Origin of the sequence: Promicromonospora sp. NPDC023805, from assembly GCF_040639635.1 — a bacterium.
Classification (GTDB): domain Bacteria; phylum Actinomycetota; class Actinomycetes; order Actinomycetales; family Cellulomonadaceae; genus Promicromonospora.
Genome location: NZ_JBFAAH010000019.1, coordinates 24,359 through 47,310 on the forward strand (window position 1 = coordinate 24,359; position 22,952 = coordinate 47,310).

Here is a 22,952-nt window from a genome sequence, read left to right on the forward strand (position 1 = left end):
CATCCAGCACGTGCAAGGATGTGGCCGTGCCGAGCGCGTCAGACATTTCGCCAACGCCCAAGGCCGTGGGCAAGGACGTCCTGCGGTCCGCCAACCATGTGCTCACCTCGTGGCCGGCCCTGTGGATCGGCTTCGTGCTGGCCCACGCCTGGATCATCCTGCAGGCCTGGGTCTTCGAACCGCAGATCCTCGGCGACGTGGGCCTGTACGAGTGGTGGGTCCGCAACGGGATGAGTACCGGGTCGTGGCCGGTCTTCGACTACGACTGGGTCTATCCGCTCGGCGCTCTCGCGCCCATGGTGGTCCCCGCACTGCTGACCGAGTCCACGCAGGGCTACGACTGGGTGTGGATGGGCCTCGTCACCGTCGCGAACGCCGGCGCGGTGCTGGTGCTCGGCCGGGCACGCCCGCGCGGAAGGGTCGCCGTCTGGTTCTGGCTCGCCTTCCTCATGGCGCTCGGGCCGATCTGGATCGGCAGGCTCGACGGCCTGCTCGCCCCGATCATCCTCGTGGCGCTGCTCGTCGCGGCCAAGCGTCCGGCGCTCGCGATGGCGCTGGCCACCATCGGCGCCTGGATCAAGATCGCCCCGGGTGCGGTGGCCCTCGCGCTGGCCGCGACGGCGTCGGGCGCCAAGGGGCTCCTCCGGAACGTGGTGCTGCCGGGCGCCGCTGTGTGCGCGGTGGTCGCCGGTGTCGCCGTAGCGGGTGGCGGGCAGGACAACGTGCTCGACGTGTTCGGGGAGCAGGGCGAGCGCCAGCTGCAGGTCGAGGCGGTCGGCGCGACCCCGTTCACGGTGGCACGGCTCTGGGACCCCTCGATCCGGGTCGAGTACGACAACGTCATCTACACGTACGAGGTGCAGGGCGCCCAGGCCGACGCGGTCGCGCAGGCGCTCGACCTCGCGCTCCCCGTCGCCGCGCTGCTGATCGCGGCGCTCGTCTGGTGGGCGGCACGACGCCGGCCCGACCGCGTCGGCGACGTGCTGCTGATCGGTGCCACCGCGGAGCTGCTGGCCCTCATCGTCTTCAACAAGGTGGGTTCCCCGCAGTTCATCGCGTGGATCGGGCCGCCCATCGCCGCGGCGATCGCGCTCGGTACCCGCAGCCAGGGCACCCGCCGCACCTGGTTCCTGCCCGCTCTCGGCACCATCGTGGTCGCCCGGCTCACCATGGAGATCTACCCGCTCCAGTACGGCGAGTTCCTGGGCGGATTCCCGCTGGCCACGAGCATCGGAGCCCTGCGCAACGTGCTCCTCGTCGCCCTGATGATCGGGGCGATCATCCGGCTGGTTCAGGTCGCCTGGTCGCGTCGGGCGGTCTCCAGAACGGGTTAAGGGGTCGGTCAAGGGGTTCGCCGTGCCAGTTGCGTGATGGCTCGGCTACGGTCGGGAACGTGACATCGTGTGTAGCGGTTACCGTCTCGACGCCACCCGTTCCTCGGATCGCCGCACTGCAGACTCCGTCCGGACACCGGCGACCGGCAGGTTCGTAACGTGCGAGTAGCCATCGTTGCGGAGAGTTTTCTCCCGCAGGTCAACGGGGTCACGAATTCCGTCCTGCGGGTTCTCGAGCACCTGCATGAGCGGGGGGACCAGGCAATGGTCCTCGCGCCCGATGCGGACGCCTCGATCGGTCATGTCCCTCCCTTCGTCAGCGGCGCCCCGGTCGTCGAGCTCGGCTCCATCGGCTTTCCCGGGTACCCCGACGTGCGGCTCGTGGTCGGCAAGAAGTGGCGCACCGAGCGCACGCTGGCGACCTTCGCGCCCGACGTCGTCCACCTCGCGTCACCGTTCATCCTCGGGTGGCGCGGCATCCTGGCCGCCGAGCGTCTGCGGCTGCCGAGCGTCGCCGTCTATCAGACCGAGGTGCCCGGTTATGCGGCGCGCTATGGGCTGGGTGGCTTCGAGCCGCTGCTGTGGAAGCGGGTGAAGGACATCCACGACCGCGCGACGATGACGCTCGCGCCGTCCACCGCGACCATGCGGCAGCTCGAGGAGCACGGCATCCCCAACCTGCGGCTCTGGGGCCGCGGGGTCGACACGGAGGTGTTCCACCCGCGGTTCCGGGACGAGGCGTGGCGCCGCAAGATCGGCGCCGGACGCGACATCCTCGTGGGCTACGTGGGCAGGCTCGCCGCCGAGAAGCAGGTCGAGGCGCTGCGTGTGGTGCAGAACCTGCCTGGCGTGCGGCTCGTGATAGTCGGCGACGGGCCCGAGCGGGAGCACCTGCAGCAGGTTCTCCCGGAGGCCCACTTCACGGGCCTGCTGCGCGGGGCCGAGCTGTCGCGGGCGATGGCCAGCCTCGACGTGTTCGTGCACCCGGGCGAGCTCGAGACCTTCGGCCAGACGCTGCAGGAGGCGCACGCCAGCGGGGTTCCGGTGGTGGCACCCGCCGCCGGCGGCCCGCTGGACATCGTGCGGCACTCCCACGACGGCTGGCTGTACCCTCCAGGTGACCACGAGACGCTCCGCGCCCGCGTCGTCGACCTGGTGGGCGACGAACGCAAGCGGCGCGCCTTCGGCACCTCCGCTCGCGAACGCGCCGAGGGCCGCACGTGGCACGACATCTGCTCCGAGCTCATGGGCCACTACGAGGACGCGGTCCGGGTGCACGCGAGAGCCGGCTCAGCGGAGGTCTGACTTGCGAATCGTCCACGTCGCGAACTTCTACAGCCCCCGTTCCGGGGGTATCCGAACCGCTATGCACGCCATGGCCGGGCAGTACCTGTCCCGGGGGCACGAACCTGTGCTCGTCGTGCCGGGCAAGCGGGACGGGGTATCGCTCGTGGACGGCATCCGGGTGGTCACCCTCGCCGCACCGCGCGTGCCGTTCTCCGGCGGCTACCGCGCGGTGGTGCAGCCGGGCAAGATGCGGGGGCTGCTCGAGACCCTCGCGCCCGACCGGCTCGAGGTGAGCGACCGCACCACCCTCGCGGGGCTGGGCGACTGGGCCCGTGAGGCCGGGATCCCGTCGCTGATGATGCTGCACGAGCGGGTCGACGGGGTGCTGCGCTCCTGGATCCCCGGTGCCGCGGCAGGCGGTCGGGCGGCCACGCTGGGTGCGGCCGCGGCGCCGGTCCTGGCCGACCGGTACAACCTCGCCACGCTCACCCGGTTCGACCTCCTGGTGGCCACCACCCACTTCGCGGCCGGCGAGGTGGAACGCCTGGCCGACCGCAACCGGTCCGCCGCGCTCCCGCCGCTCTACCGGGTACCCCTCGGCGTCGACCTGGAACGGTTCCGGCCCGACCGGTACTCCGACGAGGCCCGCGCGCTGTACGCACCGCCCGGCACCGCGCTCATCGTGCTCGCGAGCCGCCAGTCCGCGGAGAAGCGCCCGGACCTCGCGATCGACGCCGCCGCGCAGCTCGTGCGGGACGGCCGGCCCGTGCGGCTCGTCGTCGCGGGCGCCGGTCCGCTCCTGCCGAAGATGCGTCGCCGGGCCGAGGCCGCGGGGCTGCCGCACCGGTTCCTGTCGTTCGTCCCGGACCGCGACCGGCTCGCAACATTGCTGACCTGCGCCGACGTCGTCATCGCCCCCGGGCCGATCGAGACGTTCGGGCTCGCGGCGCTCGAGGCGCTGGCGTCCGGGACGCCGGTCGTCTGCAGCTCGTCGAGCGCCCTGCCCGAGGTGGTCGGTACTGCCGGTGCCGCCGCACCGCCGGACGCCGCCGCGCTCGCCCTCGCGCTGCACGAGGTGCTGGACCGCGACGTGCCCGGACGCCGCAAGGCCGCCCGAGCGCGCGCGGAGCTGTTCCCGTGGAGTGCAACCGGCGACGCGATGCTCGAGCTGCACTCCCGCAGGGCTTTCGACCTGAAGCCTGACCCCGTGCTCCCCGAGCTGGCCCGCCTGGAGCCGTCCCAGCACCAGGTGTGAGAACGGGGTCGTGCACGCGACGTCGCCCGTCGCGGACACAACCCCGTTCTCGCCCGAGGGCCTCAGGCCGCAGGTGTCCCGTTCCGCGGCCGCATCGCGTCGATGATCCGGGTCCAGTTGTCGCCCCCGTGACCGTTGTCGCGGACCCAGGTGTAGTACGCCTGGACGGCCGCCGGGAGGGCCGTGTCGACGCCGACCGCCTCGCTCGCGGCGACCACGTGGTCCGCCGTCGCGCCCATCATGGTGGCCGTGCTCAGGTCGCCGGGGTGCTCGCCGGCGTCGATCTGCGCGCCGGGGCTGCCGCCGACCGCGAGCATCTCCCCGACCCCGACCAGCGTGAGCATCAGCTCCTCCATCGCCGCCGAGGCGGTGACCCCGCTCGACTCCAGCAGCGCCGTGGCGTGCATGAGCGACGCGAGAGAGGTCAGGAACACGTCGAGGTTGGCCAGGTACATGAGCTGCGCCAGCCCCAGGTCCTCCCCGAGATAACGCGGCCTGCCGATCGTCGCGAGCGCCTCCCGGTGGGCCTCCATGAGGTCGCTCGGGCCGCTGTAGTAGACGTATGCCGCCTCGGTGCCGACCATCGGTGCCGGCGTCATGACACCGCCGGTCAGGAAGCGCGCACCGTGCTCCTCGGCCCATGCGGCACCCTCGCGGGTGCGGTCCGGCGAGTCGGAGCTGAGGTTCACGATCGTGCGGCCCGCGAGCGCCTCCGTCGCGGGTCCCAGGATGTCGTGCATCGCCTGGTAGTCGGTGAGGCTCAGGATGACGAGCTTGCTCGCCGCGAGGGCGTCGGCGGGTGTGGCGGCAAGGGTGGCGCCGGCCGCGACGACGTCGGCGGCGCGGCTCGGGGTCCGGTTCCAGACGGTGACCGGGTGCCCCGCGCGCAGCAGGGCGTGGACCATCGCCTGACCCATCGGGCCGAGGCCGATCAGGGTGACTGGTGCGTTCATCGGTGGGCCTCCGTGAGTTCGGTGCTGTCCGGGCTGCGGGTGTGGTCCGCGCCGTCGGTGCGGTCGGCCCGGAGGCTCTCGTAGATCCTGGCGAAGGCCTCGGCGCCGTGGCCCTGGGCGATCTGCTTGCTGATCAGCTCCTGTACCGCGGCGATGGGTGTCGGTTCGACGCCCTGCTCCTCGCTCGCGCGCACTATGTGGCTGAGGTCGGAGAAGTCCAGGCTCTGCTGACCGGCGACGGTGTAGTCGCCGCCGTCGATCACGCGGGCGTCGGAGGCGAAGCCGAACGTCATCGCGCTGAGGAACGGCGTCGCGCGCGCCGCGAAGTCCGTGGCGCTCATGCCCGCGGAACCGGCCATCGCGGCGCCGTGGAGGAACCCGGCGAACATCGTGTACATGCCAGAGAGCAGCGCCAGGTCGAACAGCGAGGCCAGGCCGGCATCCTCGCCGTCGTAGGTGCTCGTCGCCCACCGGTCGATCACCGGCCGGACGGCGTCGAAGACCTCGCGGCTGCCGCTGTACAGGATCGATGCCTCCGGGGCACCGATCATGTGCGGGGTCGCCATGATCGCGCCGTCGAGGTACTCGACGCCGTGCCCGGCCGCCCAGGTGGCCAGCTCGCGTGCCTCGTTCGGCGTCGTGGTCGTCAGGTTCACCAGCGTGCGCCCCCGCAGCTCGGCGACGACCGGGTCGAGGGTCTCGTGCACCGAAGCGTGGTCGAACAGGCAGGCGATGATCAGCTCGTTGGCCGTGACGGCCGCACTGATCGCCGACGCCGCCTCGGCGCCCCGCGCGCTCAGGCCGACGACGCGGGCGGGGGTGCGGTTCCAGACGGTCACGGCGTGGCCGGCGTCGAGCAGGGTGGTGGCGAGAGCGCTGCCCATCGCGCCCAGGCCCAGCACCGTGACGCCGGTGCCTTGAGGTTCGGTCATCAAAGATCTCCTCGGTAGGTCGGTACGCGACCATGCTCGGCGAGGGACGTACGATCGTGGAAGTACCCACTAATTACTGGGGTACTTACCAATTGGTGCGTACCCGGTCCCACACCCTCACGAGGAGCGCCCGATGGCGAAGTCACCGCGTAACGGCCCCTACATCTGCGGCATCGACGCCGGGCTCGACGTCGTCAGCGGCAAGTGGAAGGGCCTGATCCTCTGGGAGCTCGACGAGCACGGCGTGCGCCGGTTCGCCGAGCTGCGGCGCGGCCTGCCCGGCGTCAGCGAGAAGATGCTCACGCAGCACCTGCGCGAGATGGAGGCAGACGGACTCGTCCGCCGTCAGGTCTACGCGGAGGTGCCGCCGCGCGTCGAGTACTCCCTCACCGAGCACGGCCGGACGCTCAACGCCGCCCTCGCCCCGCTCGGAGCCTGGGGTGTCGAGCGGCTCCGGCGGGAGCGGTCGGACCTGGTCGAGCACGCTGACGCCGCGGCGCTGCCGCGGCCGTGACGATCGGGCGGCGGTGACCTCGCGCGTCTGAGCGTCTCGGCCTCGACCCGCGTGACGTCTTCCTAGTCGTCGAGAAGCTGTCGGACGTGGTCCACGGCCGGGTCGGTCAGCCAGTCGTCAAGGGTCTTGAGACCTGGGTGAAGCCGCCGGAGCTCGGCGAGGTCTGCTTGCCAGGTGTTCCCGTCCTCCCACAGCTGCCAGGTCTGTGCGATCTCGGCGCCGAACGCCTCCGCCTCCGCCAGCTCGATCCGCCGGTATCGGACCGGACGACCGATCGCGCCGCTGATCGCCGCAGCCGCCTCCTCTGGCGTCGGCTCGTCGCCGGCCAGCTCCAGCGCCCTACCGTCGTAGCGGTCCGGATCCCCGAAAGCCAGCGCCGCGAATACCGCGATGTCCTCGAGCGCGATGATCTGCATCGGCATCAGCGGGTGGAACAGGTGGCGGTGCACGCCGTCGCGGATGCCGTCAACCGGCGACCCGCGCAGCAGATAGTTCTCCATGAACCGCACGGGCCGCAGCACCGTCCAGCGCATGCCGCTGTCGCGGATGCGTTCCTCGATTCGCACCTTGCCGTCCGAGCCGGACAGCCCCGGCCCAGAGGCAGTCGCGATCGAGGTGAAGACGAAGTGCCGCACGCCTGCGGACGCCGCGGCGTCGACCAGTTCCCGCCCTCGCGAGTATTCGAGGTCGACATCCCAGCCTTGCGGCCCGAAGGCAGCAGGTGAGACGGCGAAGACGCCGTAGACGTCTGCCACTGCTCCCGCGAGTGTGTCGGGCGCGTCGAGGTCGCCGCGAACCAGGGTGGCGCCGTGCGAGGCAAGTTCTCGGGCCGATGCGGATTCCGGGTCGCGGACGAGCGCGCGCACCGGCCAGCCGTCGTCGAGGAGCCGCCGCGCCGTGGTGCCGCCCTGCTTGCCGGTGGCACCGGTGACCAGGATGGTCTTGTCGTGCTGAGTCATGGTGACCTTTCCGAGGTGACTAGAATCGGGTTGCTGAACCCGGTTGGCGAACGTACGTGCGCCAGGTACGGCCATCAAGCCCTTGGAATCGAGGTTTCGTCACGTGCCGAGCTCGACGACTGCCCCAGAGGCCTCGCGCGCCGACGCCCGCCGCAACCGGGCCAATGTCCTGGACGCGGCCCAGCGCGCCTTCGCACGGGAAGGTCTGTCGGTGTCGCTCGGCGAGATCGCCCGCCGGGCAGGGGTCGGTGCGGGCACGGTCTACCGGCACTTCCCCACCAAGGAGGCTCTGCTGGAGGCAGTCCTGTCACAGCGGGTCGAGCGCCTCGCACGCCTCGCTGCCGACCACAGCCGCGCCCCGGATCCCGGCACGGCCTTCGTCGACTTCGTCATCGAGGTGGTCACCTCGACCCCGGTGAACCGGGACTTCTGCGAACTGCTCGAGTCGAAGGACGGTTGGCCGCGCGCAGTGCTGCTGACCTCGGGCCAGCGGTTCGCCACGGCACTCGAGCAGCTGCTTGCCGCAGCGCAGCAAGCCGGCGCCGTCCGGCCGGACCTGGACGTCGCGGGCGTGCAGGCGCTCTTCACCGGTTGTGTCGCCATGCAGCGCCTGCAGTCCGACTCCAGGGAGCTGGCACCGATGACGGCACTCGTCATCGACGCGATGGTGGCCACCCCGACCGTGACGAAAGCCGAAGCGGCTGACAAGTTCCGTGATGAAAGACCCACCGCGGCCGAGCAACGTAACGCGAGCATCCCGGCCCCGGAACGGCCCGCATGCGAGGTCTGTGGCGAGCCGTTGATGCCCTCCGGGACAGGCCGTCCTGCCCGGTTCTGCAGCGCGGCGTGCCGCCAGAAGGCCTATCGTCGGCGCCTCCGGTCCGCAGCCTGATCCGCGGGCCGAGGCGACCGATCCCGCCGTCGGGCGGCGTTCACGCCAGCGGCAGCAGCCCGCGCTCGGTGAACACCTTCCTCGCGACGCCGACAGCGTTCAGTGCCCGCGGGAACCCGCAGTAGACGGAGCTGTGCAGGAAGACCTCGATGATCTGCTCCGGGGTGAGCCCGACGTTGAGCGACGCACCGACGTGCACCTCGAGCTGCGCCTCGCTGCCGCCGAGGGCGGTGAGGATCCCGAGGGTCACCAGCTGCCGCTGCTTGGGCTTCAGCCCGGGCCGGGCATAGATGTCCCCGTAACCCCACGCGACGATCTGGTGCCCGAGCTCGGGGGCGATGTCCGCCAGGGAGTCGATGACGTTGTGACCGGGGGCGTCATGGACGGAGTCGAGGACCCTCTTGCCGGACGCGAATCGTTCCGCACGCACCGCATCGTTCTTGGTCATCGTCCTTCTCTCTCTGAGCTGCCGGCACGGGTGACGTGGGCTCGATTGTTGATGCAGGAGCATGCGCCGGTGGGCGCGGCCCAAGTCCAGCCCATGACCAGGCCGTAGCGCAAGACATCTGCGCAGGTCAACAGTGCTTTCTTTCACCCGGTCGCCCGCAGGCGGCGTCGGGCCCGGGCTGCTGCTGTCCCCACGCGTGACAGTCGACCTACGCTTGCCGTGTGACCGCATACGTACCCTTTGCTCCGCTACCTCTCGATCAGGAGGACGTCCGGTACGAGCACGGTCCTGACTCGGCACGCAGGCCAGGCGTGCCGCACGGCTTCACCGTCGAGCTGCTCTGGGAGAGCGCGGCATACCCCGGGACCACGCGGAAGGTCTGGATCCATGTGCCCGCCGCCTACAACCCGGCCGAGCCCGCCGGGATCGCCGTCTTCCAGGACGGCTGGTGGTACCTCGACCCCGACGGCGAGGTCCGGGGCGGGATAGTCCTGGACAACCTCGTCCACAGCGGCGACATCCCCGTCACGATCGGCGTGTTCGTCGACCCGGGGGTCTTCGCGGACATCGAGGATCCCGTCCAGCGCAAGAACCGCAACGCCGAGTACGACGCCTTCAACGGCTGGTACGGCGCCTTCCTCCTCGAGGAGATCGTCCCGGAGGTCCGACGGCGGTTCGCGATCACCGACGACCCGGAACGCTGGACCATCGTCGGAGGCAGCAGCGGCGGGAACTGCGCCCTGACCGTGGCCTGGCACTACCCTGACCGGTTTCGGCGGGTCGCCGGCTTCCTGTCCAGCTTCTCGCAGCTGCCGGGCGGCAACAACTATCCGGCGCTGATCCACCTGATGCCCCGCAAGCCCCTCCGGATCTTCATGCAGGCCGGGCACCGGGACCTGCGCTGGAACCAGCCGGACCACAACTGGCTCGCGGAGAACCTACGGGTCGCCGCGGCCCTCGCGGAGGCCGACTACGACTTCCGGCTCGTGCTCGGCGACGGCGGGCACAACCCCAACCACACGGGGGTCCTGCTGCCGGACGCGCTGCGGTGGCTGGGGCGTCCGGCCGAGGCTGGTTGAGGCCGCCCGTCAGAAGCGGACGGTCACCAGCGTCTTGTCGTCGTGCGGCTTCGATCGCGGCCAGCGACGCCCGTCCAGGTCGACGGCTTCGGCGTCGTGGATGTCCTGGAGCACCCGCGCCTCGCCGTACCTGTGCGCGTCGTCTGCGAGACCTCGCCAGTCCACAGCCTGTGGATAACATTCCGGATCGACGCCGTCGCTGGCGAGCAGGAGTGCGGTGATGCCCGAGCGGCTCTCGGTGGCGGCGATCCCCTGGTGCCCGGCCTCGGGTTCCGCCCCGGCGATCCAGTAGCCACCGGGCTGGTTGCGGTGCTGGGCCTGCTCGGCCTGGAGTGCAAGGAGCAGCTCGCGGTGTCCGACGTCGTATCCGTGGCCGGCCGCCAGGCGCGTTCGGTAGGCGGCACGCTCGGGTGCGCCGACAGCGTCCAGGCGGTCGTCGGTGTGGACCGACTCGGTGCCGTCGGCACGAAGTACGACGACGTAGCTGTCGCCCAGCGCGTAGGTCTCCACGACGTCGTCCGACCAGCGCGCTATGGCGACGGTGCTGGTCGGGCTCGTGTCGGGAGTGAAGCCGTGCGCGTCCCGGACCACGCGGATCGCGTCGGCCACGGCGTCGGCGATCGGCCCGCGGCGGGGCATCGTCTCGCTGATGGCTTGGGCCAGCCGTTCCGCGTACCAGCCGGGATCATGGGAACGGTCACCGGCGACCGAGGTCGCGCCGTCGAATACCGCAGCGAACCCGTCGCCGACGACATAGCGGTCCTGGTTGTTCGAGGCTCCGGCGAGGGTCGCCGCCCGGATACTCGTGTGGTCGGCCGTCTCGGACATGGCTTGACCCTACGAGGCCAGGTAGTCCTGCACGGCCGGCGCGAAGCCGTGCGGCACGTAGCTGCTGAGCTCGCCGTGCGAGACCCATGCGATGTCCCGGAGCTCGTCGGTATCGGCGACGCGGGCGGTGCCGTCCTGCACGCGGCAGGCCACGTAGCCGATGAGCCGGCCGGTATCCGGGTGCACGCGCTCCCCCAGTGTCGCGACGGCCGCGACCACGAGGCCCGTCTCCTCCGCCGTCTCGCGCACGGCAGCCTGTGCGAAGGTCTCGCGATGTTCGACGGCGCCGGCCGGGAGCTGCCACGACAGCGAGCCTTCGGAGATCCGCCGCTGGACCAGCAGGAGGCGACCGTCCTGGACGATGACCGCTGCGGCGATGGCGGGTCCCTGGTCGGCGCTCGTACCGGTTGTCAAGGTTCCGACCTCAGGCGCTCAGCGGCGCGACCGTCAAGGTCCCCGCATCGGCGTCGAGCTCGCACTCAACCCCGAGCGGGACAGACACCGGATTCTCGAGGTGCCCGAGCGGCAGCCCGGCCAGGATGGGCACTCCGAGCGAGCCGAGCCGGTCGCGAAGTACGTCCAGGACCGTCCACTCGCGGTCCTCGTAGTCCTCGAATCCCTCCAGGGCGCCCACCGCGACACCTGAGATCCCGTCGAGAGCGCCGGACATCAGCAGCTGGGTCAGCGCCCGGTCGACCATCCCGAGGCCGACCTCCCGGTGGGTCTCCAGCAGCAGGACATGGCCCGCGAGGTCGTTGTCAACGACGCCGACACCGCGAGCCAGCATCTCCAGATTGCCGCCGAACAACGGCCCGGAAGCCGTGCCGCTGGTGGTGAGCTCGGCACCGAACCGGCCGCCGTCGCTCCGCACCGGTTCGCCACGCTCACCGACCAGCAGCCGCCGGACGGTCTCCGCGCGAGTCCCGGCGACGGCGCCATGGACCGACGGAACGCCGGCCAGGTGCCACACCTGGTGCAGCGCGGTGATGTCGCTGAACCCGATGACCGGCTTCGGGTCCGCGCGAAGGGCGCCCGTATCGACGTCGGCGAGCAGCCGGAAGCTGCCACAACCGCCTCGCAGGCACACGATGGCTCTGACCTCCGGGTCACGGATCGCGGCGTTGAGATCTGCGGCTCGCTCACGATCGCCGCCGGCAAGGTACCCGAGCCGGTCGGTGGCGTGACGCCCGACGCGCGCCCTGAATCCCCAGGACTCGACGGTCGCGACGCTCTCCGCCACCCACGGCTCGTCGCTCCAGCTGGCCGGCGAGACGAGCGCGATGACGTCGTCGGGTTCGAGCCTCCGCGGCCGAACCATGGTGGACCGAGGCTGAGCGAGTCGCGACATGCGCGGGACCTTACCGGGCCGACGACGTCGTCGGGCCGCTAACCTGCCCGCGTGCCCGAACCCGATGCGTCGTCCACAAGCCCTGTGGATCTCATAACCCTCCGCGAAGCCCTGGAGGCGTCGTGGAGTGCGAAGACGTCGTACGGCGGGGTATGGGAGGAGGGCAATCCCGCACTCGGCCAGTGCTATCCGACGGCGCGCGTGGTGCAGCACTCCCTGCCCACGAGCGAGATCGTCAAGGGAACCGTGTGGACCGGCGTCCGGCACGAGATCCACTTCTGGTGCGAGCTCAAGGTCGGGAACGCGACGGTCGCGCTCGACCTGACCTGGCAGCAGTTCCCGCCCGGATCCGTCGTGACGGCTCGGGAGACCCTGGACCGGAACGACCTCGGAGACAGCCCGGCCACCGTAGCCAGGTGCGACCTCTTGCTGACGGATGTCGAGGCACACCTCCATCGGGTCGTCCGCTAGAGCCGGTCACTCGCCGAGCGGGACCTCACGGATCACGTCCCACTCGTACATCCGCTGGTCCCGGTGCATCCGGATCAGCGAGATCTTCGTGTACATCACGGTCGACGGCGCTGCCGGCTCCGCTCGGTCAAGGGCCTCGCGGATCGGCGCGACGTCGGCATCTGCGTTGCCGTACGCGACCGAGACATGGGCTCGGAACCCGTCCTCGGATTCCGGGCACGCGCCGAGCGCGTCGGTGATGCCCGCTCGGATGGCTCTGCGCACCTCGGCGAACGCCTCGGGATCGTCCGGCGTCAGGATCAGTGCTTCGCTCGTGATGTCGGCGCGCTGGTACGACGTCGTGATCGGGGCGAGCGCGCGCAGCCGGTCGGCCACTCGAAGGGTCACGAAATCGAGGGCCGCGATATTGATGTCCTGGACGTGGCCGACACCCTGCATGGTCATGTGCAGCCACTCGTCCGGGATCGGGTCGAGGGTCTCGATCGCGCTCACGGCAGCTCGGTAGCCCTGCGCGAGGTCGCGCACCTCCGGCTGGTCGTCCTGGGTGATGTGCCACGCGTAGAACCTGGTTCCGACCCGCCAGCCCGGACGCCACCACCAGTGGTCGGTCATGGCGTCGTGGTCGGCGTTACGCGCGCTGTCGTCAGTCATGAGATATCAGACTCCCGTGCGATGAGGTCGGGCTCGACCAGCATGCCGTAAGTGGACGCACATAGCGTCTGACGTCGCGGGTGATCCTGGCCCACCTCGCATACGGTTACCGCCGCGACTTGCGGTTTCCGTAGCGTCAACCTCTAGGGTCGCGAGCATGACCGACGAGCCCACGGTGTGCGCAGAATGCGGCGGCAGCGGGCGCCTGGGGACGTGCGCCGAGCTGTTCGACGCGCTGCTCGCCCTCGACCTCCAGCGCCTGCAGTCGTTGGGCCGGTTCCACGGCCTCAACGTCGCGTGCTACCTCTTGCAGCACCCGTCGCGCACCCCCGCCTCGGCGCTGGACGGGCATTGGCACATGGTCACGTTGTTCCTCGCCGACGGGTTGGACGCCATGAACGCGCTCCAGGCGGGCCTGGTGCACGCGAACCGGCACGGGGCGCGCCCGTGGAGCGCCTTCGACCCACCGCCGCCGCGCTCGACGGCGGCCACGGTGACCATCGAGGACACCTCGCTCGACGGCACCTTTCCCGCAGCCGGGTACGAGCAGCGCATGCTCGACTGGGCACGCTCCGTCGAGGCCGAGCGCGCCCCCAGCAGATGGACGACGGCGCCCACCGACCGTCGTCCGCAGCCAGCTCCTGAGACCGGCCTGGCCGCCTTGACTGCACCCTCGTTCCCCAGAATTGACCCAGATATTCATTGTTCGCCGAAGCGTCGAGTGGGAGTGTGCGGTTATGACGACGGCCGACACCCCTAGGAAGGGCTTCTGGCACCAAGTCGGGCGACCGTTCCGAGCGCTCGGTCGCGGTATCGGCCGAGTGCTGGATGCTCTGGACCTGGTCAGCGTGGTCGTCAACATCGTCCGTGGCGTTATGTGGCTCTTTCGCAGCATCGGGCGGGCGATCTCCGACGCGTCCTGACTGACGTTTGAGCACGAGAGGCATCCCGAATCAACGGAGGAAGGGCGGACTGGATCCCATGTTGAGGATGTCCAAGGAAAAGATGTCGGTGGTCGACGGGACGTGCGCGGAGCGGTTCAGCTGGCCGGTCGAACACCTCGGCCAGGATGAGCACGGCACGTGGCTTGGCGCGCGGCGCGGGAACCCGGTCCGTCAGCCCGACGGCCGCCGCGAAGAAGCTCAGGAACACGATGCTGTCTGGCTTGTCGCGGAGGGCGCATGGTTCCTGCCCGCCTTCTGGTTCACCGAATCGACCGACCTCACTATCGACATCTGCACGCCGCCGAGGCTCGATGGAGGAGTGTGGTCCTTCGTCGACCTGGAGCTGGACCTGTTTCGCAGCGCCGATGGTCGCGCCGGCATCGTCGACCAGGACGAGTTCGACGCGCTGGCTCTGTCCGGGCACCTCACCGACAGCCAGGTAGCGACCGCAACCGAGGTCGCACAATCGTTGCTGCCTCTCGTGCAGATGGAGGCAGAACCCTTCGGCAGAGCAGCGAGAACATGGCTGCGGTCACTTCGCTCCTAGCGGTTCTCGTCGATCCCATCGGGCTGACGAAGAACTGCAAACGGGGTGCCCGGCATGACGAAGGCCCCCAGATCCGCATGATTTAGCGGTTGGGGGGCCTTCAGGGTGCGGTAACAATGGGCTCAGCACAGCCGTTTGTTCCACGTGAGGTGCAGTTGGATCACAAACCCGCTGACCTGCATGTTCACCCGACACGGTTGTATGGCGTCGGCCCTCGTTGGTCGGTGCCCGATCTGAAAGTGATGGATCGATCATGGATTCTGGCCATCACCGCGAGCCGTTTCCGCGTCGACAACTCGGGCTAGGAGGGGTCGATCAGGGTGTGGAGGATGGCGGCGACGGCGGTCGTGTCGTGCCCTGTGGGGTCGTGTCGAGTGACGCGTTCCAGGGAGACGGTGCAGGGCTGCTCGCAGATCGCGTAGGAGCCGGGTGCTACCTCGACGCGGGTCGGCCAGGGCTTGTCAGTGGAGGTCATCGGGACCACGATCGCCAGTCGCATAGCCCGGTGCTGACGAGTATTCGACAAGACCAGGTGTGGCCGGTGGTGGGCCTGCTCACGACCAACAGTGGGGTCCATGGACAGCCAGATGACATCCCCGCGCTGAACGATCACGCGGTGGTCTCCTGGGCACGGATCATCTGCTCTTCGGCGGCGTACTCACCCTCGGTCGGCCAGGCGCCCTCTTCGCGGGTCTGGGCCTCGTACTCGTCCGGGTCGATGGCATCCATCGCCTCCCAGAACTGGCGGCGCTCGTGCTCCTCGATGAGGGCCGCCACGGTCTCGTCCGCAGTCTTGAGCGGCTTGCCGTTGAACTTGACGTGGGCGAGCCGCTGCCTCGTGGCGCGTGCAATGGTGATGGTCGTTGTCTCGCTCATGACATCCACAATGACAGACTTCATGGTCCCAGGGAACCCCATATGGGTGACACTGTCACCCGATCGGGTGACACTGTCACCCATACGGGTGACGTCGCGCTCCCAGCCTTGTGGGTCTGTGACCCGTCATTCTCCCGGCTCGAGGTCCCTGATTTTCCGTCATCCGTTGGCGCGGGGCGCGTCTCGAACATCGGTTCTGCCGGTAGTGCAACAGGTCCCGCCCGTCAGCTCTGGTGCGGTGGTGCTGGGTGTCGGCGGGACCTGTTGCGCTGGCGGCGGGTTCGCTGTCAGGGTCCCGGTCAAGCCAATGGATGACGGAGGATCAGGGACGCCGCAGTCCCCTCGATCCTCTTGATTCCCGGGTGCTCGCCGGAGGCTGTGCCCGAGCACATAGCATCTGGCCATGATGGACCTCGGAACCTGGACTGACTGGGTGGGCGCACTCGTGTTCGGGGTGCTCACGGTTGCGGTGACGCTGATCGTGGGGCTACGCGAGGCTCGACGCTTCCGCGATGATCAGGCCAACCGGAAGCGCGACACAGATTCCTCCGACTGAAGGCGGTCCCGAGCTTGCTTTCGGGGCCGCCTTCGTCATGTCTGGGTCCGGTAGGCCGTCGGAGCGCGGGGCCCAAGGCGGGCCCCCGCCGGTCGCACGGCCCAGCGCGGTGGAGCCCCGCCTTGAGCCAGTAGAGAAAGTTCTCACGGGCCATCGCCGGTGGACACCTCGATGGACGCCGTAAGGGCTAGACCGGCTGCCCGACGGCCCCCCAGGGATCCGTGTGACCGAAGATCGTCCTCCAAGTAAAGACGGCGTTGTCAAAGGAGTCCGCGTCGACCCATTCCTTCTTCTTGAGTTCCGTGGTCGCGTGATCGCTGCGAATCTCTGTTGGCCCCAGGCCTTCGAGCGCGCGGTCTGGATAAGGCACGATCCCATCGCTCGTGACTACCCATTGTGGCGCGCACAACTGGATGATCCGGTGACGCTCGATGTGTGATGCTGCGACTACCAAGGTCTCGGAAATTCGACGGAACCAGTCCCCCGCGTCGAACCTAGGGTTGACACCGCTGCTGCGTAACGCCTTGGTCACCATGAGCACGGCATCCGCTGTCGAAACCCCGACGTCCCAGGTCACGTACTCGCTTACTGCCGAGTTCCGCGGAACAACGAAGAAGAGGCTACCTTCGCCGAAGTCGTTGGGCTCGTACGAAAGCCCGAGAAAGTCGCGATGGTATGGCACGAGTTCCGCCCGTGGTCCGTGGCGGTCATTCACGACTCCGGTCTCCCGGGCGACACGAAGCGCTTTGACCACGTCGTCGCGATCAGGGGCCGTGCCGTCAAGGCCGAGTCGCCGGTATAGGGCGACCTCTCGTTCTTCATCGGCAGTACGTCGAGCGCTCACCTGCTCGCCGAGATCGCGGAGCGATGCAACCTCCCGGCGCAATAGGTCGATCGTGTCGGAGGTCTCCTTGCGGACACGACGAACGTCCGCTCGCGTCTCGGCCGATTCGACACGAACCTCCTCTACGTTCTCGCGCACGCCTTCAACCTGCCGAGTCAATCTGTCGCTGGCCCACGCAATCGGAGCGACAAGCAGGATCGCGGCTCCGACATTGGCCAGTACAGATTCCCACCAAGTGCCATCTTCACTGTTGAACGTGTCGCCGACGATCCAGGAGAGACCAAGCACGACGCCCCCAACCACTACGGCAGCGAGTGCTATACACCAGTGTTTTAGCCACTCCACGACCTTGTGCATTGCTAGATCGTGCCAGGCGTTCCGGGCAAACCGACGGCGTCCACCTGGACTTCACCCGTGCGCTCGGAGCGCCAGTAGAGGTATCGCGAACGTGCTTGGGCGCAGGCCTGTGCCCGTGAGGCGGATCTGGACCTCGACGGTGACGTGCCGACATTGACGGTGGATGGAACCGTCGTTCGGGTCGCAGTGAAGGCAGCGTCTGAAGGAGAAGAAGCGAGGCGGCAGCTCGTCCGTCAGGCCAAGCCGAAGTCGAACTCGTCGCGCCGCACGGTGACGTTGCCGCCGTTCGTGGTCGATGCGCTTCGGGAAGCACTGGCGCTCGGGTTCGACGGCGGGCCGGATCGCCTGGTGTTCCCCTCGACGGAAGGAACTCCGCGCTCTACCGGCCGCATGCGCGAACGGTTGAAGGAGGCTCTGGAGGGCACCGGTGTGACGGAAGGCGCTACGGAACCCCACTCGGAGTGAAAGCGGAGTGCCCGGCATGACGAAGGCCCCCAGATCCGCATGATTCTGCGGTTGGGGGCCTTCAGGGTGCGGTAGCGGTGAGATTCGAACTCACGGTGGACTTTCACCCACACACGCTTTCGAGGCGTGCTCCTTAGGCCGCTCGGACACGCTACCTTTGCCCGCCGCAAGAGGAGCGGGCCGTAGCAGGATACCTGGTCGAAGCCCGGTTCCACGAATCGGCTTCGGCGCCTCAGGCACACAGTGACGAGCGTCTCCCCCGGCTCACGACTGTCCGACGACCAGAACCGCCAGTTCCTCCGGACGCGTCGCATCATCCGGCGACCCGGACCCGACCGTAGAGTGGCCTCATGGCGACGACCGCTGACGCAGAACCTCTTTCCGACACTGCGGCAGGCGCTGCGGCGGACACTGCGGGCGACCCGTCAGACGCCAAGGTGGGCGATCTCGTCGAGCGCACGGCGGCCTCGATCCGCACCTGGATCATCACGGGCAAGGCCCGCCCGGGCGAGCGCCTCTCGGAGAAGGCGGTCGCCGAGACCCTCGCGGTCTCGCGCAACACGCTTCGCGAGGCCTTCCGGGTGCTCACCCACGAGAACCTGCTCGTCCGACGCCCGCATGCCGGCGTCATGGTTGCCGTCCCTACGCTGGCGTCTATCCTCGACATCTACCGTGTACGCCGCATGATCGAGGGCCAGGCCCTGCGAGGCGCGCTGCCCGGGCACCCGGCCACCGAGATCATGCGCAAGGCCGTCGAGAGCGCGGAACGGGCCCGCGACGAGAAGGACTGGCGCACCGCAGGCACGGCGAACATGGAGTTCCACCGAGGGATCGTCGCGCTCTGCGACAGCGAGCACCTCGACCGGCTCTACGCCACCGTCTCCGCCGAGCTGCGCCTCGCGTTCGGCCTGCTCGCCAACCCCGAGTATCTGCACGCCCCCTACGTGGCGCGCAACGCGCGCATCCTGGAGATGACGCTCGCCGGGGAGAGCGCGGCGGCGGCCGCAGAGCTCGACGAGTACCTCGTCCAGTCGGAGCGGACCGTCGCGGCCGCGTACTCCCGGCGCGCACCGGGCGACCCGGCCTGACACCTCGGCGACCAGACGTGTCACTCAGAGTGCACATTGTCGACTGAGAGCAACACATCCCGCTCGGTACCAGTTTCCCCGGAGCGCCCAGCAGATGCCGCACCACCACCGCCAACGGCCCACGCCACACTGGCTCACCGCACCGGCAGCACCGCCAGCAGCTCCTCGAGCTGCGCTCTCGTGTTGGCGACATAGCCGCCCCGCAGCCGCATCGCCGCGTCCCACACCTCACGCTCCCCCGACGACTGCCGCTCCAGCACGCTCATGTTCTCGGTGAGGTCCAGCCGCCGGTTGAAGCCTTGGACCGTGTCACGCCAGCGGTGCAGCGCGGTCACCAGCACGGTGTCCCGGCGCCGGTCGAGCGCCCCCGAGACGAGCGCGGCGTCGACGGCGGAGACCGCGAGCCGCGCGAAGACGGCTCGCGGCCGGTCGTCCGTCGTCCGCGCGAACTCGTTGTCCGCGAGCACCGCCCGGTTGCGCTCCAGCTCGCGCCGGATCGCCGCGAGCACCTGAGCATGCCGTTCCGCCTCGCTGCTCAGCCGCTCCACGATCAGCCCCGTCATACCCGCGATGAGGGTCAGCGAGTTGACCGCCGGCTCCCAGCGCGGCTCTCCGGGAAGCGCGAACCACAGCACGCCCAGCACAAAGGCGGTGGCCAGCAGCACGTAGGTGACCGTCGCGACGGTGGCACGCGCAACGGTCACGTGCCGCTCGACCAGCCAGCCCAGGCCGGGCACGGTCAGGCCCAGATGGTGAACGGCCGGTCGTCCACCCGCGGCTCCGCCACATCAGGCGGGCCGACGACGTAGACCCGGTCCCCCGGACCCAGCACACCGAGGATGCGCTCAAGAGCAGCCGCGGCATCGGCGTCGTCAGTGACGGCGAGGTCCAGGTGCAGGTGCAGGACGCCCGCACCCACCCGCGCCCTGCGCCGGAGCAGAGGCACCGCGCGGACCAGCAGGCCGAACCGATGCCCCACGGGCTGCTGCACTGTCGGTTCGGCCATGTCGGTCATCCTCCGGCGTGAGCGGGCAGATATCGCTGCACAACCAGGCTAGCGGCGTCCGACACAAGTATCTAGGTTGTTCAACAATTTTCCTCCGACCGGCCGCAGAGCAACAGCGTCAGCCGAGCAGGCCCAGGCGATTCCCAGCCGGTTCCAGGCTTACCCCAGCCCCACCACAGGGCGCCCCCGGGTCCATGCGTTTACCTGCAGTTCATCACCACGCAAACCCCGGAGAACCGATGAACCAGTTCGTGCTCTACGCGGTCGACCTCGTCGCCGTCACCATCCTCACCTTCGCCCTGTACTTTCCACGGCACCGACGGCGCGACCTCCTCGTCGCCTATCTGGGCGTCAACGTGGGCGTGCTCGCGGTCGCCGCGACGCTCTCCGCGAGCGCCGTCGCAGCAGGCCTGGGGCTTGGCCTGTTCGGCGTGCTGTCGATCATCCGGCTGCGTTCGACCGAGCTGTCGCAGCACGAGGTCGCCTACTACTTCGCGTCGCTCGCGCTGGGCCTGCTCGGCGGGCTCGGGACGAGCACGGGCTGGCTCGGGATCGCGGGCAGTGCGCTGATCCTGCTGGTTATGGCCCTTGCCGATCATCCGCGCCTGTTCGCGCGGCATCACAGCCAGCTGGTCGTGCTTGATCGCGCGATCACGGACCAGGAGGAGCTGGTGGTCCACCTGGAGCAGCTCCTGGGGGCACGGGTCAATGCCCTCTCCGTGCAGCGCCTGGATCTCGTGAACGACTCCACGTGGGTGGACGTTCGCTACTCGGAGGCACGTCGCCTGCCCATCGTGACCGACGACGGCACGGGCGCCCCCACCACCGTGCACGAGGGGACGGCAGGCGCCGGCCGCTCGGAACTGGTGGCAGCCCGATGATCGACACGCTCACCCCGGTCGATCTCGACGAGCTCAACGACGCCGCCGCGCTGCAGACGCGCCGCGACCGCAAGTACGTCCTGACCCCGGATGAGCTGGCCGACCTGCTGTCCGCGCTCCCGTCGGCGCGGGTGCTCGAGATCGACGACGCACGCTCGTTCGCCTACGACTCCACCTACTTCGACACCCCCGACCTCGACGCCTATCGCTTGGCAGCGAAGCGTCGTCGTCGTCGGTTCAAGGTCCGCACGCGGACGTACGTCGACTCCGGGTCGTGCTTCGTCGAGGTCAAGACCCGAGCGGGCCGCGGCACCACGGTCAAGGAGCGGCAGCCGCACGACGACGCCGGTCACCTCGGCGGGGCACGCACCTTCGTCTCGGCCCGCCTGGCCGACGCCGGCGCCCCGCCCGCGCCGGTGCTGACCCCGACCCTGCGGTCGAGGTACCACCGCACCACGCTCCTGCTCGACGACGCCCGGGTCACGCTCGACACCGGCCTGGTCTGGGAACTGCTGGCCTCCGACGGCGTCGGCCCTGATGAACCGCGCAGCGCCGCGATCGGCGACCGCGTGGTGGTCGAGACCAAGACCGCCGCCGGCTCCGGGCCGTCGTCGGTGGACCGCCTGCTCTGGCGGGCTGGACACCGCCCGGACCGCATCTCGAAGTACGCCACCGGGCTGGCCGTGCTCGTGCCGGACCTGCCCGACGCGCCCTGGCGGCGCCTCGTCCGGCGCCGTCTCGACGTCCGTCCTGCCCCCACCACCCAGCTGACCAGCGAGAGGACCCCCTCATGACAATCCGCCGACCCAACCGCTTCCTGACCGCCACGCTCACCGGAGCCCTCGTGGTCGGTGCGCTCGCCGGTTGCAGCACTGCTGCGGCCACGCCCACCGACACCACGTCGACGGTCGCGATCTCGGATGTTGCCACCTCTGTCGACGACGCCCTTGCCGACAACGAGGACTACACAGAGCTCGCCGCCCTCGCGGACGAGACCTGGGACACCACGAACGAGACCGCCGTCGCGCTCGACGGCGACGGCGTGACCGTCTCGGGGGACGGTGCCACCGCAGACGGCACCACGGTGACCATCTCGGCGCCCGGCACGTACCGCATCAGCGGCACCCTGGACGACGGCCAGGTGATCGTCGGCTCGGAGGCCGACGGCCTGGTCCGGCTCGTGCTCGACGGCGCCGACATCACCAGCTCGACCGGCTCCGCCATCGCGGTCACCCAGGCGGACGACGTCTCGGTGGTCCTGGCAGACGGTTCGTCCAACAGCCTTACCGACGCCTCGACGTACGAGGACACCAGCGAGGACGCGCCGAATGCCGCGCTCTTCTCGTCGGACTCGATGGTGATCTCCGGTACTGGCGCGCTGAACGTGACGGGCCGCTCCAACGACGGCATCGCTTCGAAGGACGGCCTGGTGATCGCGAGCGGCGACATCACCGTCACCGCGGTGGACGACGGCGTACGCGGCAAGGACTTCCTGGTCGTCACGGGAGGCGCCCTCGACGTCGACGCGACCGGCGACGGCCTCAAGGCGGACAACGAGGACGGCACCAACGACGACGGCGAGACCGTCGGCTACGCGGCGCTCCTCGGCGGCGAGATCACCGTCGCGTCCGGCGACGACGGCGTGCACGCCGAGAGCGACCTTCTGGTGGACGGCGCAACGGTCACCGTGTCCGAGTCGGTGGAGGGCCTGGAGGCGGCGCACATCCTCGTGGCGGGCGGCACGGTCGACGTCACCTCGTCGGACGACGGCTTCAACGCGGCGGGCGGCACGGGCACGGCGGAGACTGCGGAGACCGCGCCGGAGACCGCGGCGAAGGGCGAACCCCCGGCGTCGGGCACCATGCCGGAGGGTGGGCCGCCCCAGGGCGGCGGCGGTATGCCCGGCGAGGCCGCCGGCGACTTCTCGCTGGTGATCACCGGCGGGACGGTCACGGTCGACGCCGGTGGTGACGGCCTGGACTCGAACGGGACGTTGACGGTCTCGGGCGGGGACGTCACGGTCTTCGGACCGACGGACGGCGGCAACGGCACCCTCGACGGCGCCGGGGCGATCACCGTAGACGGCGGGACGCTGCTCGCGGTCGGGACCTCGGGCATGCTGCAAACGCCGGGCGACGGTTCGGAGGGCTGGGTGGCGGCAACGTTCGACACCCTGAGCGCCGGTGCGGACCTGGTGGTGGTCGACGCGTCGGGCGACACGGTTGCCGAGGTGACGCTGACCAAGGACGTGCAGGCGCTGGTCCTTGCGTCATCGGCCGTGACGAGCGGCGAGGAGTACACGATCCAGGCGGACGGCTCGGAGATAGCGACGGTCACGGCGGGTGACACCCCGGAAGGCATCGGAATGACCGTCCGCCCCTGACCGACAACGCTGAGTGCTGGGTATTTGTGGGTTCTGAACGTCAGAACCCACAAA

The 22,952-nt window shown here is 69.5% G+C and carries 28 protein-coding genes and 1 tRNA gene; 15 read left to right on the plus strand and 14 right to left on the minus strand.

Annotated elements, in window-relative coordinates:
- The first annotated feature begins 26 nt into the window (after positions 1-26).
- The 3 genes from AB0F70_RS18435 (at position 27) to AB0F70_RS18445 (ending at position 3,876) form a co-directional block, all read left to right on the plus strand.
- The gene (locus tag AB0F70_RS18435) at positions 27-1,334 is read left to right on the plus strand and encodes a hypothetical protein (RefSeq protein ID WP_357451241.1); all 1,308 of its coding nucleotides are present in this window, start codon (positions 27-29) and stop codon (positions 1,332-1,334) included.
- Positions 1,335-1,493: 159 nt separating this feature from the next.
- Positions 1,494-2,639, plus strand: a complete 1,146-nt coding sequence (locus AB0F70_RS18440; protein WP_357451244.1) for a glycosyltransferase family 1 protein — start codon at positions 1,494-1,496, stop codon at positions 2,637-2,639.
- A gap of 1 nt (position 2,640) precedes the next feature.
- Entirely contained in the window at positions 2,641-3,876 is a 1,236-nt protein-coding gene (locus AB0F70_RS18445; protein ID WP_357451247.1) for a glycosyltransferase, read from the plus strand.
- Between the two features lie 62 nt (positions 3,877-3,938).
- On the opposite strand, the gene AB0F70_RS18450 is transcribed toward AB0F70_RS18445, so the two are convergent.
- Entirely contained in the window at positions 3,939-4,829 is an 891-nt protein-coding gene (locus AB0F70_RS18450) for an NAD(P)-binding domain-containing protein (protein WP_357451250.1), read from the minus strand.
- Positions 4,826-5,761, minus strand: a complete 936-nt coding sequence (locus AB0F70_RS18455; protein ID WP_357451253.1) for an NAD(P)-binding domain-containing protein — start codon at positions 5,759-5,761, stop codon at positions 4,826-4,828. The genes AB0F70_RS18450 and AB0F70_RS18455 overlap by 4 nt, the downstream gene beginning before the upstream one ends.
- Before the next feature lie 133 nt (positions 5,762-5,894).
- On the opposite strand from AB0F70_RS18455, the gene AB0F70_RS18460 reads away from it, so the two are divergent.
- The gene (locus tag AB0F70_RS18460; protein ID WP_357451256.1) at positions 5,895-6,275 is read left to right on the plus strand and encodes a helix-turn-helix domain-containing protein; all 381 of its coding nucleotides are present in this window, start codon (positions 5,895-5,897) and stop codon (positions 6,273-6,275) included.
- 62 nt (positions 6,276-6,337) lie between these two features.
- Here the strand turns inward: AB0F70_RS18460 and AB0F70_RS18465 are convergent, their stop codons facing one another.
- Complete coding sequence (locus AB0F70_RS18465; RefSeq protein ID WP_357451259.1) at positions 6,338-7,234, minus strand: NmrA/HSCARG family protein; 897 nt, start codon at positions 7,232-7,234, stop codon at positions 6,338-6,340.
- A 103-nt stretch (positions 7,235-7,337) separates the two neighbouring features.
- Here AB0F70_RS18465 and AB0F70_RS18470 point away from each other — a divergent pair, with 103 nt between their 5' ends.
- Positions 7,338-8,126: a TetR family transcriptional regulator gene (locus AB0F70_RS18470; RefSeq protein WP_357451262.1), complete on the plus strand. Its 789-nt coding sequence runs from the start codon at positions 7,338-7,340 to the stop codon at positions 8,124-8,126.
- A gap of 40 nt (positions 8,127-8,166) precedes the next feature.
- Here the strand turns inward: AB0F70_RS18470 and AB0F70_RS18475 are convergent, their stop codons facing one another.
- The gene (locus AB0F70_RS18475; protein WP_357451264.1) at positions 8,167-8,574 is read right to left on the minus strand and encodes a carboxymuconolactone decarboxylase family protein; all 408 of its coding nucleotides are present in this window, start codon (positions 8,572-8,574) and stop codon (positions 8,167-8,169) included.
- A 221-nt stretch (positions 8,575-8,795) separates the two neighbouring features.
- On the opposite strand from AB0F70_RS18475, the gene AB0F70_RS18480 reads away from it, so the two are divergent.
- Positions 8,796-9,653, plus strand: coding sequence for an alpha/beta hydrolase-fold protein (locus tag AB0F70_RS18480; protein ID WP_357451267.1), 858 nt, complete (start codon positions 8,796-8,798; stop codon positions 9,651-9,653).
- Positions 9,654-9,662: 9 nt separating this feature from the next.
- Here the strand turns inward: AB0F70_RS18480 and AB0F70_RS18485 are convergent, their stop codons facing one another.
- From AB0F70_RS18485 to AB0F70_RS18495, 3 genes are read right to left on the minus strand one after another with little or no spacing between them, the layout of a single operon-like run.
- Complete coding sequence (locus AB0F70_RS18485; RefSeq protein ID WP_357451270.1) at positions 9,663-10,481, minus strand: hypothetical protein; 819 nt, start codon at positions 10,479-10,481, stop codon at positions 9,663-9,665.
- A gap of 9 nt (positions 10,482-10,490) precedes the next feature.
- Positions 10,491-10,895: an NUDIX hydrolase gene (locus AB0F70_RS18490; protein WP_357451273.1), complete on the minus strand. Its 405-nt coding sequence runs from the start codon at positions 10,893-10,895 to the stop codon at positions 10,491-10,493.
- A 10-nt stretch (positions 10,896-10,905) separates the two neighbouring features.
- On the minus strand, positions 10,906-11,829 hold the full coding sequence (locus AB0F70_RS18495; RefSeq protein WP_357451276.1) for an LD-carboxypeptidase: 924 nt from the start codon (positions 11,827-11,829) through the stop codon (positions 10,906-10,908).
- A 51-nt stretch (positions 11,830-11,880) separates the two neighbouring features.
- On the opposite strand from AB0F70_RS18495, the gene AB0F70_RS18500 reads away from it, so the two are divergent.
- Positions 11,881-12,300, plus strand: coding sequence for a hypothetical protein (locus AB0F70_RS18500; RefSeq protein ID WP_357451279.1), 420 nt, complete (start codon positions 11,881-11,883; stop codon positions 12,298-12,300).
- A gap of 6 nt (positions 12,301-12,306) precedes the next feature.
- Here the strand turns inward: AB0F70_RS18500 and AB0F70_RS18505 are convergent, their stop codons facing one another.
- Entirely contained in the window at positions 12,307-12,951 is a 645-nt protein-coding gene (locus AB0F70_RS18505; RefSeq protein ID WP_357451282.1) for a 2'-5' RNA ligase family protein, read from the minus strand.
- Between the two features lie 157 nt (positions 12,952-13,108).
- Between AB0F70_RS18505 and AB0F70_RS18510 the strand changes: the two genes are divergently transcribed.
- Complete coding sequence (locus AB0F70_RS18510; protein WP_357451285.1) at positions 13,109-13,711, plus strand: DUF5946 family protein; 603 nt, start codon at positions 13,109-13,111, stop codon at positions 13,709-13,711.
- A 230-nt stretch (positions 13,712-13,941) separates the two neighbouring features.
- Positions 13,942-14,442, plus strand: a complete 501-nt coding sequence (locus AB0F70_RS18515) for a DUF402 domain-containing protein (RefSeq protein ID WP_357451289.1) — start codon at positions 13,942-13,944, stop codon at positions 14,440-14,442.
- A gap of 301 nt (positions 14,443-14,743) precedes the next feature.
- Here the strand turns inward: AB0F70_RS18515 and AB0F70_RS18520 are convergent, their stop codons facing one another.
- Complete coding sequence (locus tag AB0F70_RS18520) at positions 14,744-15,055, minus strand: type II toxin-antitoxin system PemK/MazF family toxin (protein ID WP_357451292.1); 312 nt, start codon at positions 15,053-15,055, stop codon at positions 14,744-14,746.
- Positions 15,052-15,318 carry a hypothetical protein gene (locus AB0F70_RS18525; protein ID WP_274994785.1) on the minus strand — a complete coding sequence of 89 codons (267 nt, stop codon included), beginning with the start codon at positions 15,316-15,318 and terminating at the stop codon, positions 15,052-15,054. The genes AB0F70_RS18520 and AB0F70_RS18525 overlap by 4 nt, the downstream gene beginning before the upstream one ends.
- 403 nt (positions 15,319-15,721) lie before the next feature.
- Here AB0F70_RS18525 and AB0F70_RS18530 point away from each other — a divergent pair, with 403 nt between their 5' ends.
- The gene (locus tag AB0F70_RS18530) at positions 15,722-15,874 is read left to right on the plus strand and encodes a hypothetical protein (RefSeq protein ID WP_357451296.1); all 153 of its coding nucleotides are present in this window, start codon (positions 15,722-15,724) and stop codon (positions 15,872-15,874) included.
- 187 nt (positions 15,875-16,061) lie between these two features.
- Here the strand turns inward: AB0F70_RS18530 and AB0F70_RS18535 are convergent, their stop codons facing one another.
- Positions 16,062-17,075 carry a hypothetical protein gene (locus tag AB0F70_RS18535; protein WP_357451299.1) on the minus strand — a complete coding sequence of 338 codons (1,014 nt, stop codon included), beginning with the start codon at positions 17,073-17,075 and terminating at the stop codon, positions 16,062-16,064.
- 144 nt (positions 17,076-17,219) lie between these two features.
- Here AB0F70_RS18535 and AB0F70_RS18540 point away from each other — a divergent pair, with 144 nt between their 5' ends.
- Positions 17,220-17,540, plus strand: a complete 321-nt coding sequence (locus AB0F70_RS18540) for a hypothetical protein (RefSeq protein WP_357451301.1) — start codon at positions 17,220-17,222, stop codon at positions 17,538-17,540.
- A gap of 69 nt (positions 17,541-17,609) precedes the next feature.
- Here the strand turns inward: AB0F70_RS18540 and AB0F70_RS18545 are convergent.
- Positions 17,610-17,696, minus strand: a tRNA-Ser gene (locus AB0F70_RS18545).
- A 194-nt stretch (positions 17,697-17,890) separates the two neighbouring features.
- Between AB0F70_RS18545 and AB0F70_RS18550 the strand changes: the two genes are divergently transcribed.
- Positions 17,891-18,628: a GntR family transcriptional regulator gene (locus tag AB0F70_RS18550; RefSeq protein WP_357451304.1), complete on the plus strand. Its 738-nt coding sequence runs from the start codon at positions 17,891-17,893 to the stop codon at positions 18,626-18,628.
- A gap of 134 nt (positions 18,629-18,762) precedes the next feature.
- Here the strand turns inward: AB0F70_RS18550 and AB0F70_RS18555 are convergent, their stop codons facing one another.
- Positions 18,763-19,365, minus strand: coding sequence for a hypothetical protein (locus AB0F70_RS18555; protein ID WP_357451307.1), 603 nt, complete (start codon positions 19,363-19,365; stop codon positions 18,763-18,765).
- A gap of 2 nt (positions 19,366-19,367) precedes the next feature.
- Entirely contained in the window at positions 19,368-19,634 is a 267-nt protein-coding gene (locus AB0F70_RS18560; RefSeq protein WP_357451310.1) for a hypothetical protein, read from the minus strand.
- Positions 19,635-19,873: 239 nt separating this feature from the next.
- Here AB0F70_RS18560 and AB0F70_RS18565 point away from each other — a divergent pair, with 239 nt between their 5' ends.
- From AB0F70_RS18565 to AB0F70_RS18575, 3 genes are read left to right on the plus strand one after another with little or no spacing between them, the layout of a single operon-like run.
- A complete protein-coding gene (locus tag AB0F70_RS18565; RefSeq protein WP_357451313.1) occupies positions 19,874-20,515 on the plus strand; it encodes a DUF4956 domain-containing protein in 642 nt (213 codons plus the stop codon).
- A complete protein-coding gene (locus tag AB0F70_RS18570) occupies positions 20,512-21,309 on the plus strand; it encodes a polyphosphate polymerase domain-containing protein (protein WP_357451316.1) in 798 nt (265 codons plus the stop codon). The genes AB0F70_RS18565 and AB0F70_RS18570 overlap by 4 nt, the downstream gene beginning before the upstream one ends.
- On the plus strand, positions 21,306-22,898 hold the full coding sequence (locus tag AB0F70_RS18575) for a carbohydrate-binding domain-containing protein (RefSeq protein WP_357451319.1): 1,593 nt from the start codon (positions 21,306-21,308) through the stop codon (positions 22,896-22,898). The genes AB0F70_RS18570 and AB0F70_RS18575 overlap by 4 nt, the downstream gene beginning before the upstream one ends.
- Positions 22,899-22,952 lie beyond the last annotated feature (54 nt).

Bases quoted from the DNA above. Each gene is read 5' to 3' on its own strand.
- AB0F70_RS18475 (WP_357451264.1), bottom strand. From the start codon at position 8,574: ATGACCAAGAACGATGCGGTGCGTGCGGAACGATTCGCGTCCGGCAAG.
- AB0F70_RS18565 (WP_357451313.1), top strand. From the start codon at position 19,874: ATGAACCAGTTCGTGCTCTACGCGGTCGACCTCGTCGCCGTCACCATC.
- AB0F70_RS18570 (WP_357451316.1), top strand. From the start codon at position 20,512: ATGATCGACACGCTCACCCCGGTCGATCTCGACGAGCTCAACGACGCC.
- AB0F70_RS18465 (WP_357451259.1), bottom strand. From the start codon at position 7,234: ATGACTCAGCACGACAAGACCATCCTGGTCACCGGTGCCACCGGCAAG.
- AB0F70_RS18515 (WP_357451289.1), top strand. From the start codon at position 13,942: ATGTCCAAGGAAAAGATGTCGGTGGTCGACGGGACGTGCGCGGAGCGG.
- AB0F70_RS18530 (WP_357451296.1), top strand. From the start codon at position 15,722: ATGATGGACCTCGGAACCTGGACTGACTGGGTGGGCGCACTCGTGTTC.
- AB0F70_RS18455 (WP_357451253.1), bottom strand. From the start codon at position 5,761: ATGACCGAACCTCAAGGCACCGGCGTCACGGTGCTGGGCCTGGGCGCG.
- AB0F70_RS18460 (WP_357451256.1), top strand. From the start codon at position 5,895: ATGGCGAAGTCACCGCGTAACGGCCCCTACATCTGCGGCATCGACGCC.
- AB0F70_RS18525 (WP_274994785.1), bottom strand. From the start codon at position 15,318: ATGAGCGAGACAACGACCATCACCATTGCACGCGCCACGAGGCAGCGG.
- AB0F70_RS18495 (WP_357451276.1), bottom strand. From the start codon at position 11,829: ATGTCGCGACTCGCTCAGCCTCGGTCCACCATGGTTCGGCCGCGGAGG.
- AB0F70_RS18560 (WP_357451310.1), bottom strand. From the start codon at position 19,634: ATGGCCGAACCGACAGTGCAGCAGCCCGTGGGGCATCGGTTCGGCCTG.
- AB0F70_RS18535 (WP_357451299.1), bottom strand. From the start codon at position 17,075: ATGCACAAGGTCGTGGAGTGGCTAAAACACTGGTGTATAGCACTCGCT.
- AB0F70_RS18510 (WP_357451285.1), top strand. From the start codon at position 13,109: ATGACCGACGAGCCCACGGTGTGCGCAGAATGCGGCGGCAGCGGGCGC.
- AB0F70_RS18550 (WP_357451304.1), top strand. From the start codon at position 17,891: ATGGCGACGACCGCTGACGCAGAACCTCTTTCCGACACTGCGGCAGGC.
- AB0F70_RS18450 (WP_357451250.1), bottom strand. From the start codon at position 4,829: ATGAACGCACCAGTCACCCTGATCGGCCTCGGCCCGATGGGTCAGGCG.
- AB0F70_RS18505 (WP_357451282.1), bottom strand. From the start codon at position 12,951: ATGACTGACGACAGCGCGCGTAACGCCGACCACGACGCCATGACCGAC.
- AB0F70_RS18485 (WP_357451270.1), bottom strand. From the start codon at position 10,481: ATGTCCGAGACGGCCGACCACACGAGTATCCGGGCGGCGACCCTCGCC.
- AB0F70_RS18575 (WP_357451319.1), top strand. From the start codon at position 21,306: ATGACAATCCGCCGACCCAACCGCTTCCTGACCGCCACGCTCACCGGA.